Below are 11,807 nucleotides of genomic sequence, written 5' to 3' on the forward strand. Positions count from 1 at the left end.
CGGACGTGTATTCAGCGGTGCGCCGAAAAGCGCTCCGCCAGCCGCTCGCGGCGGAAGTGCTCCACCACGAAATCGACGAATACCCGGGTCTTGGCCGGCAGCAGCCGCGTTGCGGTGAAGTAGAGCGAGAGCATGCCGGTATCCACGTACCAGTCCGGCAGTACCCGTACCAGCGTGCCGCGATCCAGATAGAGCAGGGCATGCGGCATCGAGACCAGCGTGATGCCCAGCCCCGCTTCGGCCACCTCGCAAGCCGCATTGGCATCGCTCATGGTCATGCGTTGCTGCAGCGTGACCGGCGCCTGCTGGCCGTCGTGGTCGCGTAGCGAGAAGGGCCGTACGCGCCCGGTCTGGGGCGAGCGGATCAGGATGCCCGCATGCTCGGCCAGGTCGGCCGGCGAGCGCAAGGCGGGATGCGTCTCCAGATAGGCGGGCGAAGCCAGCAGCACCCGATGCGCCGGGGCCAGCTCGCGCGCCACCACGCCGGGCGACAGCTCGGTGCCGCCGGCGATGGCGGCATCAAAGCCCTCCGTGATGAGATCCACCGAGCGGTTCTCGAAATGCCAGTCCGGCTGGATACCCGGATAGCGCCCCAGGAATTCTCCCAACAAGGGCACGATGTATTGCCGCCCGAATCCTGTCCCCATGCTGACCTTGAGCGTGCCGGCCGGCTGTCCGCCAGCGCTGGCGAGATTGGCCACGGCGCTGCGGATGGCTTGCAGGCCGCCGCCCACTTCCTGCAGGAAGCGCTCACCTGCCTCGGTCAGCGAGAGCTTGCGGGTGCTGCGGTGAAACAGCCGTACGCCCAGTGAAGTCTCCAGCCGTGCCACGTTCTTGCCCACGGCCGCCGAGGTCAGGCCGAGCTGGCGTGCCGCCGCCGAAAAGCTGCCGGCGTGGGCCGCAGCGACGAAGCATTCGATGCTGGTCATGGTTTCCATCGCTCGATTCTAAACCATTGGTTTAAAAAGAAGATAGGGATTGCCGGCTAGTCGCCACATAATCAAACGCCGATACTTGCTTCAACCCGGACGCACGCAGCAGCACGCCGCTGCAGGCCGACGGGGCCAACCCATCACTTTCAAGGAGTAAGATCATGAACAAGCAAATTCAAACTAACGCCACATCCGCTACCACCCTGGGCTCCAAGGTTGCTTTCGTGCAAGGCGGTTCGCGCGGCATCGGCGCGGCCATCGTGCAACGCCTGGCCGCTGAAGGCGCCACCGTCGCCTTCACCTATGTCACTTCGCCGGACAAGGCGCAAGCCCTGGTCTCCCGCGTGGAAGCCGCCGGTGGCCGCGCGCTGGCGATCCAGGCCGACAGCGCCGATGCAGCCGCCCTGCAGCAAGCCATCCGCCTGGCCGCGGAGACCTTCGGCCGGCTCGATATCCTGGTGAACAATGCGGGCGTGCTGGCCATGGGCCCCATCGATGAGTTCAAGCTGGAAGACCTGGACCGCACCTTGGCCGTGAACGTGCGCAGTGTGGTGGTGGCGACCCAGGCCGCCGTGCGCTACATGGGCGAAGGCGGCCGCATCATCAGCATCGGCAGCACCAATGCCGACCGCATCCCCTTTGCCGGCGGTGCCGTGTATGCCATGAGCAAGTCGGCGCTGGTCGGCCTGACCAAGGGTCTGGCCCGCGACCTTGGTTCGCGCGGCATCACCGTCAACAACGTCCAGCCCGGTCCGGTCGATACCGACATGAACCCGGCCAACAGCGACTTCGCCACTTCCCTGACCGGCCTGATGGCACTGCCGCGCTATGGCAAGGCTGAGGAAATCGCCAGCTTCGTGGCCTATCTGGCAGGTCCGGAAGCGGGCTACATCACCGGTGCCAACCTGATGATCGATGGCGGTTTCTCGGCTTGATCGCTGCTCAGGTCACCGTCACTCTCAGGACGAAAAAAAACCTCGCACCGGTCTGCACCGGGCGAGGTTTTTTCGTGAGAGGGGGAATCAGGCGAACAGGCGAGCCAATTCTACGCCCGGCTCCGGGGCACGCATGAAGGCTTCACCGACCAGGAAGGCATGCACGTCGGCATCGCGCATGCGCTTGACATCGTCCGGGGTGGCGATCGCGGATTCGGTGACCACCAGCTTTTCCGGGGGGATGCGCGGCAGCAGGTTCAGCGTGGTGTCGAGCGTGGTCTCGAAAGTGCGCAGGTTGCGGTTGTTGATGCCCAACAGGCGGGTCTTCAGCTTGAGGGCCGCGTCCAGTTCAGCCTGATCGTGGACTTCCACCAGCACGCTCATGCCCAGCTCATGGGCGCAGGCTTCCATGTCGGCCATCAGGCCATGGTCCAGCGCAGCCACGATCAGCAGGATGGCGTCCGCGCCCCAGGAGCGCGCTTGATAGATCTGGTAATGATCCATCATGAAATCCTTGCGCAGCACCGGCAGGGCACACGCGGCGCGCGCCTGCTTGAGGTAGTCCGGCGAGCCCTGGAAGAATTGTTCATCGGTCAGTACCGACAGGCAGGCCGCGCCATGTTCGGCATAGCTCACCGCGATCTCGGCCGGCTTGAAGTCGGGACGGATCACGCCCTTGGAAGGCGAGGCTTTCTTGACTTCGGCAATCACGCCGGCCTGGCCGTTGGCGATCTTGCCGCGCAGGCTCTCTTCGAAATTGCGCAGTTCCGAGCGCAATTCGCTATCGGTTTCCACATCGCGGCGCAGGCTGGCGAGGTCGCGCTGCTGCTTGGCGATGCGGACTTCCTCGGCCTTGACGTCGAGGATCTTGTTGAGGATGTCGGACATGGGGCTCCTGTCAGGGGGCTGAGTTGAGGGGCGGAGATCAGTGCTTGCCGCCGAGCTGGCGGGTCACCTGGACGAACTGGTCCAGCTTGGCACGCGCCGCACCGGAAGCGATGGTGGCACGCGCCGTCTGCAGGCCCTCGGCGATCGAGGGCGCAACGCCGGCCGCGTAGAGCGCGGTGGCGGCATTGATGACTACGATGTCGTGCACCGGACCGGGTTCCCCACGCAGGGCTTCGAAGATTTTCTCCTTCGACTCGGTGGCGTTGCCGACCTGCAAGTTGCGGCTGGCAAACATGGACAGGCCGAAATCTTCCGGATGGATCTCGTATTCGCGGATCTCGCCGTTGACCAGCTCGCCCACCATGGTGGCACCGCCCAGCGTGACTTCATCCAGGTTGTCTCGGCCCCAGACCACGATGGCGTGCTGCGCGCCCAGGCGTTGCAGTACGCGCACCTGGATGCCGACCAGGTCTGCATGGAACACACCCATGAGGATGTTGGGAGCCCCGGCCGGATTGGTGAGCGGACCGAGGATGTTGAAGATGGTGCGCACGCCCAGCTCCTTGCGCACCGGCGCCGCATGCTTCATGGCGGCGTGGTGGTTGGGGGCGAACATGAAGCCGATGCCGGTCTGGGCGATCGATTGCGCCACTTGTTCGGGTTGCAGGTTGATGTCTGCGCCCAGGGCTTCAAGCACATCGGCGCTGCCCGAGGAGGAGGACACACTGCGTCCGCCATGCTTGGCCACGCGCGCACCGGCGGCGGCTGCCACGAACATGGAGGCGGTGGAAATGTTGAAGGTGTGCGCGCCATCGCCGCCGGTGCCGACGATGTCGAGCAGGCGCGAGGTGTCGGCCATCGGCACCTTGGTAGCGAATTCGCGCATGACCTGGGCCGCGGCGGCGATCTCGCCGATGCTTTCCTTTTTCACACGCAGGCCCATGGTGAGGGCCGCGATCATCACCGGCGACATCTCGCCGCTCATGATCTGGCGGAACAGCGTCAGCATTTCATCGTGGAAGATTTCGCGATGCTCGATACAGCGCAGCAGCGCTTCTTGGGGAGTGATGGGCATGTCTTGTCTCGATTTGTCTAATGGTCTCAGCCGTGGGCGCTGCCGGTCAGGAAGTTCTTGAGCAGGGCGTGGCCGTGCTCGGAGAGGATGGACTCGGGGTGGAACTGCACGCCTTGCAGGTCGAACTCCTTATGACGCACGCCCATGATTTCGCCATCATCGGTCCAGGCGGTCACTTCCAGGCAATCCGGCAGGGTGGCGCGTTCGATGGCCAGCGAGTGATAGCGGATCACGGTATAGGGAGTGGGCAGGTCCTTGAAGACGCCAACGCCGGTGTGCGCAATCTTGGACGTCTTGCCATGCATGACCTGCTTGGCGCGGATGATGTTGCCGCCGAAGGCTTCGCCGATGGCCTGGTGGCCGAGGCAGACACCGAGGATGGGCAGCTTGCCAGAAAATTCCTTGAGCAGGTCCACGCAGATGCCGGCTTCCTTGGGGCTGCAAGGGCCGGGGGAGAGGCAGATGCGTTCCGGGTTCAGTTTTCTGATGTCATCCAGCGTGATCTCGTCATTGCGGATGGTCAGCACCTCTTCGCCCAGCTCGCCGAAGTATTGCACCAGGTTGTAGGTGAAGGAGTCGTAGTTGTCGATCATCAGCAGCATTTAGATTTCTCCGTCCAGGCCATCTTGCACTTGTTCAGCAGCGCGCAATACGGCACGCGCCTTGTTTTCGGTTTCTTCCCATTCCATTTCCGGCACCGAGTCGGCCACGATGCCGGCGGCCGCCTGCACGTACAGCGTGCCGTCCTTGATGACGCCGGTACGGATCGCAATGGCCACGTCCATCTCGCCGCCGAAGGAGAGATAGCCGCAGGCGCCGCCGTAGATGCCGCGCTTGGTCGGCTCCAGTTCGTCGATGATTTCCATGGCGCGCACCTTGGGGGCGCCCGAGAGGGTGCCGGCCGGGAAGGTGGCCTTGAGCACATCCAGGTTCGACATGCCGGGTTTGAGGATGCCCTCGACGTTGGAGACGATGTGTTGCACGTGGGAATATTTTTCGATCACCATCTGGTCGGTGACCTTGACGCTGCCGGTGGTGGCGATGCGGCCGATGTCGTTGCGGGCCAGGTCGATCAGCATCACGTGTTCAGCGATTTCCTTGGGATCGGCCAGCAGTTCGCGCGCCAGCTGTTCATCGCGCTCAATGGTGGAGCCGCGTGGGCGGGTGCCGGCCAGCGGGCGGATGGTGATCTTCTTCTGGCCTTCGCCGATGGATTCGTTGCGCACCAGGATTTCCGGCGAGGCACCGACGATCTGCATGTCGCCGAAGTTGTAGAAGTACATGTAAGGGGAGGGGTTCAGCGAACGCAGCGCGCGGTACAGCATCAGCGGCGAATCCACATAGGATTTCCTGAGCCGCTGGCCGATCTGCACCTGCATCAGGTCGCCGGCCATCACGTATTCCTTGGCGCGGGCCACGGCCTTGAGGTATTCGTCCTTGGGGAATTCGCGAATGGTCTCGGTACGCACCGAACCGGTGGTCACCGGTGCATCGGCCGGGCGGCGCAGCATGGCGCGCAGGTCGCGCAGGCGCTGGCGGCCACGGGAGAAGGCTTCCGGCTGGGTGGGGTCGGCGTAGACGATCAGGTAGAGCTTGCCGGAGAGGTTGTCGATGACGGCCAGTTCTTCGGTCAGCAGCAGCTGGATGTCGGGCAGGCCCAGCGTATCCTGCGGGGCGCTGTTTTCCAGGCGCTTTTCGATGTAGCGCACGGCGTCGTAGCCGAAGTAGCCGGCCAGGCCGCCGCAGAAGCGCGGCATGCCGGGACGGATGGCGACCTTGAAGCGGGATTGATACTCGGCGATGAATTCCAGCGCATTGCCTTGGGCGGTCTCGATGACCTCGTCATTTTTCAGTACCTCGATCTGCTGGCCGCTGCAGCGAATCTTGGTGGAGGCGGGCAGGCCGATGAAGGAATAGCGCCCGAAGCGCTCACCACCGACCACCGACTCCAGCAGGAAGGTGTTCTTGCCGGTGTTGTGGCTCTGGGCCAGCTTGAGATAGAGCGTCAGCGGAGTTTCCAGGTCGGCGAAGGCTTCGGCGATCAGGGGGATGCGGTTGTAGCCTTCGGCGGCCAGCGATTTGAATTCGAGTTCGGTCATGTGTCACTCCAGACCGCCATTGTAGGGTACGCGGGCCTGGCCGCAGACCGGCGCGCCCACGCCATGAAGCCATGGACGCGATGCACGCGGATGCAGCGAAACAGGTGCGGACTCTCGTCAGCGGTGTCGTTATGAGAATTACGGGAAATGCGGAGGATGCGGTACCACAACAAACGACCCGGCACGCAGGTGCGGCCAGGTCCAGGCGTCAATTACTGCGCCTGGAATTGCCAGCGTCGCCACAGCCAGGCCTCAGGGGCGGCTGTCGGTTGAGCGGTTCGTTTGTTGTTACGAAACATTGATGTGGGTCGCGATTGGATCTTCGGTCTGTCGACCGGTGAGCTGACGGGCTGTCAGTCCACCGAGATTTGCTGCGCTGCTTCTACAAGCGTCGAAACTATACCATCCGAATCGACGTCGTGTATAGATTCACCGTGATTGTATCCATACGGAACATTCAGGACACGGCAACCGGCCGCGCGGGCGGCCTGGGCATCGTTGCTGGAGTCGCCGATGGCCACGACCTGCGCGGGTTGCAGGGCGAAATCCTCACAGACTTGCAGCAAGGGCATGGGATCGGGCTTCTTCTTCGGGAAGGAATCGCCGCCATAGACGATCTCGAAGAAATCGCGCAGCCCCTTCTTCTGCAGCAGCGGTACGGCGAAGGCCAGCGGCTTGTTGGTCACGCAGGCCAGGCGCAGGCCCTTGGCGCGCAGGGCTTGCAGGCCCTCGACCACGCCCGGGTAGAGCGAGGAATAGTCGCCATTGATGGCCAGGTAGTGCTCCGTGTAGCTGTCCAGCGCCTGCTGGAAGTATTGCGCTGCCTCGTCCTCGGCATAGTCCACGGCGAGCACACGCCGGATCAGGTTCTCGGTCCCCTTGCCGACGAAGTTGACGATGGTTTCCTGGGACAGGGGCGTGAGTCCCAATTCTTCACGCATGCGGTTGACCGCGACGTGGAAGTCAGCGGCCGTATCCAGCATGGTGCCGTCGAGGTCGATGATGGCGGCCTTGATGTTGGTCAGATTCTTCATATGCCCGGTAAACCTCGTTGTTTGTTCGTCTGACGAAGGGGAGGTGCGATCAGACCTGGGCCAGTTCGGCGCGCATGGCGTCGATGACGGCCTTGTAGTCCGGCTTGCCGAAGATGGCCGAACCGGCCACGAAGGTGTCGGCACCGGCGCGGGCGGCCGCGGCGATGTTCTCGACCTTGATGCCGCCATCGACTTCCAGCAGGATGTCGCGGCCGGATTCATCGATGCGGCGGCGCACTTCGGCGATCTTTTTCAGGGCTTCCGGAATGAAGGACTGGCCGCCGAAACCGGGGTTTACCGACATGATCAGGACCATGTCCAGTTTGTCCATCACGTGATCCAGGTAATGCAGCGGCGTGCCGGGGTTGAATACCAGGCCGGCCTTGCAGCCGTTGTCGCGGATCAGTTGCAGGGAGCGGTCGATGTGTTCGGAGGCTTCCGGGTGGAAGGTGATGAGATTGGCACCGGCCTTGGCGAAATCGGGGATGATGCGGTCCACCGGCTTGACCATCAGGTGCACGTCGATCGGCACTTGCACGTGCGGGCGGATGGCGTCGCACACCAGCGGGCCGATGGTCAGGTTGGGGACATAATGGTTGTCCATCACGTCGAAGTGAATGAAATCGGCACCGGCGGCGACGACATTGCGCACTTCTTCACCCAGGCGGGCGAAATCGGCGGACAGGATGCTGGGGGCGATACGGAAGGTCGGCATGGCTGTAAACAAAGGATGGCTGAATCGACATTGGCCGTCGGGCGCAGGCGCGAAGGCGGCAAAACCGCTATTCTACCTTGCTGCAGTGCTCGCAGGCCCGGCCGATGCGCCGTCAGGCCTGCCTGCGGCGGTCCTGCGGAACGCATCGGCTTGCGCTGCTTGCTGAATTCGTGTGCAATCCGGGGTGGCCGCGCGGGCAAGACCGATTGCAAATCGCCGGCGCGGCGGCAGTCCCCTTCACAACACAGGAAATTCCATGGCAGCGTATGAGTTCACGGTGACGGTCAAGACCCAGTACCTGGAGGAACAATCCGATCCATCGCGTTCGCATTACGTGTTCGCCTATGCGATCACCATCGTCAATACCGGCACGGTCCCTGCCCAGTTGATCTCGCGCCACTGGGTCATCACCGACGCCAACAACCACGCGCAGGAAGTGCGCGGCCTGGGCGTGGTCGGGCATCAGCCCTTCCTGCAGCCCGGTGAGCAGTTCGAGTACACCAGCGGTACCTCGCTCGGGACCCCCCAGGGCAGCATGCATGGTGAATATTTCTGCGTGGCCGAGGATGGCGAGCAATTCGACGTGCGCATCCCCGAGTTCGTGCTTTCACTGCCGCGCACCTTGCACTGAATTTTTCTTCCTGAGGCGGGACGACGGATTTTTCAGCGCGGGTCGCTGTCTGTCGTCTCTCGCGCTGGCTGCTGTTTCTTTTCCTGCGCTTCTTTCTGCCTGGCGCTGACGGGCCGGCCATTGTGTTCCTTGCGGCCCGAGAACATGGTCCACCAGACGATGAAGACCAGCACGAAGAAGGCGGCACTGGCCTCCAGGATCAACCACAACATGAATTTGTCTCCAATGTCATTGAATCGTTTTGCCAAGCTGTCGGCGCTGCGGCGTCTTAGTGTACCTGCGATGGCGGTCTCGGTCGCTGTCCTGCTGGCGGCCTGCCAGACCACGCCGCTCACCACGCCGGCTCCGAGCCAGCCGTCGCCCAAGCCAGTGGCCCAGCCGGGCCCGGCCATGCGTGCTACCACCTTCGCCCAGCTCCCGGGCTGGAACAATGACGACCTGCGCGAGGCCTGGCCAGCGCTGCAGTCTTCCTGCTCGGTCATGATTCGCAAGCCCGAGTGGCGCGCCGCCTGTGGCGCGGCGCAGCAGGTCAATGCCAATGACCTTGGCTTCCTGCGCCAGTATTTCGAGACTTATTTCACGCCGTATCAGCTGTTCAATCCCGATGGCACCGACACCGGGCTGGTGACCGGCTACTACGAGCCCCTGCTGCGCGGTTCGCGCCGCCGCGCAGGGCCCTATCAGACACCGCTGTACCAGGCGCCGGACGACCTGCTGACCATCGACATGGCCAGCGTCTATCCCGAACTGAAGAACCTGCGCCTGCGCGGCAAGGTGGTCGGACGCAAGGTGGTGCCGTATCCGACGCGCGCCGAGTTGATGCAGGGCAATAGCTTGTCCGGCAAGGAAATCGTCTGGGTGGATGATCCGGTGGAGGCCTTCTTCCTGCAGGTGCAGGGCTCGGGCCGCGTGTATCTGCCGGAGTCGCGCGAGACCATTCGCCTGGCCTATGCGGACCAGAATGGCCGTCCCTACAAGTCGATCGGACGCTATCTGGTGGACAAGGGGGAGATGGAGCTGTCCCAGGCATCCGCCCAGAACATCAAGGCCTGGGTGCAGGCCAATCCGGCGCGCAAGGAAGAGTTGCTCAATGCCAATCCCAGCTATGTCTTCTTCAAGGAAGAAAAGCTGCCGGATCCTTCCAAGGGACCCAAGGGGGCGCAAGGCATCCCGCTGACCCCGCAGCGTTCCATCGCCATCGACCCGCAGCATGTGCCGCTGGGGGCACCGGTGTTCCTGGCGACCACGCTGCCCAATAGCGACGGGCCGCTGCAGCGGCTGGTGGTGGCGCAGGATACGGGCGGTGCCATTCGTGGCGTGGTGCGAGCCGACTATTTCTGGGGCTTTGGCGACGAGGCCGAGGATCGCGCGGGGGCCATGAAGCAGCGCGGCATGATGTGGGTGCTGCTGCCCAAGGGGATGACGCCGCCAGGTGGCAACTGAATTTTGGTGAATTCCTTGCGGCAATGAAAAAGCCTGATCCTGTCGAGGGATCAGGCTTTTTTGCCGATGGCGGGGCTTATATATAAGGATCAGCGCAGTACCAGCACCGGGATGGTCGAATGGGTCAGCACCTTCTGCGTCTTGCTGCCCAGGAAGATGCGCGAGAGCCCACTGCGCCCGTGGGAGGCCATGAAGATGGCGTCGCAGCCGTGCAGCGTCGCCGCCTTGATGATTTCTTCATCGGGATTGAAGGACATCACGATCTCCGTCTGGCAGGGTACGCCGGCGGCGGCCGCAGCATCTGCGATCTTCTTGATGTGCTGGTTGGCCAGGGTTTTGACGTTTTCTTCATAAAGGGCAGGATCGATCGCCATCGAGCTCTCAGCCAGCGGCGAGAAGGGGTAGGGTTCGGCCACCGAGATGCCGACGATGCTTGCGCCGCTGTTTTTGGCGTAGTCGATGGCCGTCGCGATGGCCTTGTCCGAGCGTTCGGAGCCGTCCGTGGGGACCAGGATATTCTTGAACATGTTCGCCTCCTCATATAGGGATAGGGAATGCGCCGCTGCGCACAGGGAATGACTCCAATATAGTCCCGTGGTGCCTTGCCCGCATGAAATTCTTGGCAGTCATTGCGCCAGGTCGGACTGGCGCATTATTTTTGGCTTATTCTTGCGGTTCGCCGTGCCGGTTGCTGCCACGCCCGGGCGGATTGCCGATTCATTCATAAGAAGGAGACCCACTATGAGCTATGAAAACATCCTGGTCGAGACCCATGACAAGGTCGGCCTGATCCGCCTGAACCGTCCCAAGGCGCTCAATGCCTTGAGCGACGATCTGATGAGCGAGCTGGGAACGGCATTGTTGGCCTTCGATGCTCAGGAAGAGATCGGCTGCATCATCGTGACCGGCAGTGAGAAGGCCTTCGCGGCGGGGGCTGATATCAGTGTGATGGCCGGGTTTGATTATATGGATGTCTTCAATGGGGAATTCATCACACGCAACTGGGAGACCTTGCGCCGTATCCGCAAGCCGGTGATTGCCGCAGTGGCGGGCTATGCGCTGGGCGGTGGCTGTGAGCTGGCGATGATGTGCGATTTCATCATCGCGGCCGACAATGCGAAGTTCGGGCAACCTGAGATCAAGCTGGGCATCATCCCGGGCGCTGGCGGTACGCAGCGCCTGCCGCGTGCGGTCTCCAAGTCCAAGGCCATGGACCTGGCGCTGACGGCACGCATGATGGATGCACAGGAGGCTGAGCGCGCCGGGCTGGTGTCGCGCATCGTGCCGGCCGACAAGCTCATGGAAGAAGCCATGGCGGCTGCGGTGACCATTACCGAGATGCCGCGCCAGGTGGCGATGATGGTGAAGGATTCGGTCAATCGTGCCTACGAGACCACCTTGTCCGAGGGGATGAAGTACGAGCGCGCGCTCTTTTATAGCTGCTTCGCTACCGAGGACCAGAAGGAGGGCATGAAGGCCTTCCTGGAAAAGCGGCCGGCGGTGTTCAAGAACGCCTGATCATTTTTCTTTCCATGGAGAAGAAAGGGTCGCCCGTCAGGGCGGCCCTTTTTTCTGAATGATTTACTATTTATTCATATCCAGCGGAAACCGCTGCCAGTCAGGGGTTTGCGGGAATTTGGCGTCGAGGGCGAAGCACTGCACTTGTATTATTTTCGAGATTTTTTCGAAAGTGCTTGCGCGGCATGTAGTGCGTTGCTATAGTTCGCCCCCTGCTGACGCGGCACACGAAGTGAAGTTGAAAAACAGAGCGACGGATGTCGGCGAAGCAAGGAATAGTGAAGCAGGTTGTAAGGCGTTTTAATTGGAAGTAGTCGAGCGGTAGCAAAAGCGAAGACGAAAAGATTTAAAACGAATCGCAAAAAAGTAGTTGACGCGATAAACAAACTGCTACATAATCTCGTTTCTCTGCTGCTGACGAACAAAACGATTCGCAGCGATGCAAACAGCGCCAAGCGCGTTTGCGACAGACAGATCTTTAAAAATTAACAGCCGATAAGCGTGGGCGTTTAATGAAGTGCGACAGAACTTCGGTTC

At 62.1% G+C, this 11,807-nt stretch carries 13 protein-coding genes; 4 read left to right on the plus strand and 9 right to left on the minus strand.

Annotated features, from left to right (window positions below; translation table 11 throughout):
* Positions 1-11 precede the first annotated feature (11 nt).
* The gene (locus MKD49_RS24640; protein WP_252697602.1) at positions 12-938 is read right to left on the minus strand and encodes a LysR family transcriptional regulator; all 927 of its coding nucleotides are present in this window, start codon (positions 936-938) and stop codon (positions 12-14) included.
* Positions 939-1,093: 155 nt separating this feature from the next.
* On the opposite strand from MKD49_RS24640, the gene MKD49_RS24645 reads away from it, so the two are divergent.
* Positions 1,094-1,867 carry a 3-oxoacyl-ACP reductase family protein gene (locus tag MKD49_RS24645; protein ID WP_252697603.1) on the plus strand — a complete coding sequence of 258 codons (774 nt, stop codon included), beginning with the start codon at positions 1,094-1,096 and terminating at the stop codon, positions 1,865-1,867.
* An 87-nt stretch (positions 1,868-1,954) separates the two neighbouring features.
* Here the strand turns inward: MKD49_RS24645 and trpC are convergent, their stop codons facing one another.
* From trpC to rpe, 6 genes are all read right to left on the minus strand, one after another.
* Positions 1,955-2,755, minus strand: a complete 801-nt coding sequence (trpC, locus tag MKD49_RS24650; protein ID WP_034340149.1) for an indole-3-glycerol phosphate synthase TrpC — start codon at positions 2,753-2,755, stop codon at positions 1,955-1,957.
* 37 nt (positions 2,756-2,792) lie between these two features.
* The gene (trpD, locus tag MKD49_RS24655) at positions 2,793-3,830 is read right to left on the minus strand and encodes an anthranilate phosphoribosyltransferase (protein ID WP_034340151.1); all 1,038 of its coding nucleotides are present in this window, start codon (positions 3,828-3,830) and stop codon (positions 2,793-2,795) included.
* 26 nt (positions 3,831-3,856) lie between these two features.
* The gene (locus tag MKD49_RS24660; RefSeq protein WP_121045844.1) at positions 3,857-4,432 is read right to left on the minus strand and encodes an aminodeoxychorismate/anthranilate synthase component II; all 576 of its coding nucleotides are present in this window, start codon (positions 4,430-4,432) and stop codon (positions 3,857-3,859) included.
* Positions 4,433-5,929 (minus strand): anthranilate synthase component I, encoded by a 1,497-nt coding sequence (gene trpE / locus MKD49_RS24665; protein WP_034340156.1) that lies wholly within the window; start codon positions 5,927-5,929, stop codon positions 4,433-4,435.
* A 353-nt stretch (positions 5,930-6,282) separates the two neighbouring features.
* Positions 6,283-6,963, minus strand: a complete 681-nt coding sequence (locus MKD49_RS24670; protein WP_034340158.1) for a phosphoglycolate phosphatase — start codon at positions 6,961-6,963, stop codon at positions 6,283-6,285.
* 49 nt (positions 6,964-7,012) lie between these two features.
* Complete coding sequence (gene rpe, locus MKD49_RS24675; RefSeq protein ID WP_204727072.1) at positions 7,013-7,678, minus strand: ribulose-phosphate 3-epimerase; 666 nt, start codon at positions 7,676-7,678, stop codon at positions 7,013-7,015.
* A 256-nt stretch (positions 7,679-7,934) separates the two neighbouring features.
* Here rpe and apaG point away from each other — a divergent pair, with 256 nt between their 5' ends.
* Complete coding sequence (gene apaG / locus MKD49_RS24680; protein ID WP_039786847.1) at positions 7,935-8,309, plus strand: Co2+/Mg2+ efflux protein ApaG; 375 nt, start codon at positions 7,935-7,937, stop codon at positions 8,307-8,309.
* A gap of 32 nt (positions 8,310-8,341) precedes the next feature.
* On the opposite strand, the gene MKD49_RS24685 is transcribed toward apaG, so the two are convergent.
* Positions 8,342-8,521: a hypothetical protein gene (locus MKD49_RS24685; protein WP_034340164.1), complete on the minus strand. Its 180-nt coding sequence runs from the start codon at positions 8,519-8,521 to the stop codon at positions 8,342-8,344.
* Between MKD49_RS24685 and MKD49_RS24690 the strand changes: the two genes are divergently transcribed.
* Positions 8,520-9,752, plus strand: coding sequence for a murein transglycosylase A (locus MKD49_RS24690; protein WP_252697604.1), 1,233 nt, complete (start codon positions 8,520-8,522; stop codon positions 9,750-9,752). The genes MKD49_RS24685 and MKD49_RS24690 overlap by 2 nt on opposite strands.
* 89 nt (positions 9,753-9,841) lie before the next feature.
* Here the strand turns inward: MKD49_RS24690 and MKD49_RS24695 are convergent, their stop codons facing one another.
* Positions 9,842-10,279 (minus strand): universal stress protein, encoded by a 438-nt coding sequence (locus tag MKD49_RS24695; protein ID WP_039786852.1) that lies wholly within the window; start codon positions 10,277-10,279, stop codon positions 9,842-9,844.
* A gap of 214 nt (positions 10,280-10,493) precedes the next feature.
* Between MKD49_RS24695 and MKD49_RS24700 the strand changes: the two genes are divergently transcribed.
* The gene (locus tag MKD49_RS24700; protein WP_252697605.1) at positions 10,494-11,270 is read left to right on the plus strand and encodes an enoyl-CoA hydratase; all 777 of its coding nucleotides are present in this window, start codon (positions 10,494-10,496) and stop codon (positions 11,268-11,270) included.
* Positions 11,271-11,807 lie beyond the last annotated feature (537 nt).

It is taken from the genome of Herbaspirillum sp. WGmk3, from assembly GCF_023952535.1.
Classification (GTDB): Bacteria; Pseudomonadota; Gammaproteobacteria; order Burkholderiales; family Burkholderiaceae_D; genus Herbaspirillum; species Herbaspirillum huttiense.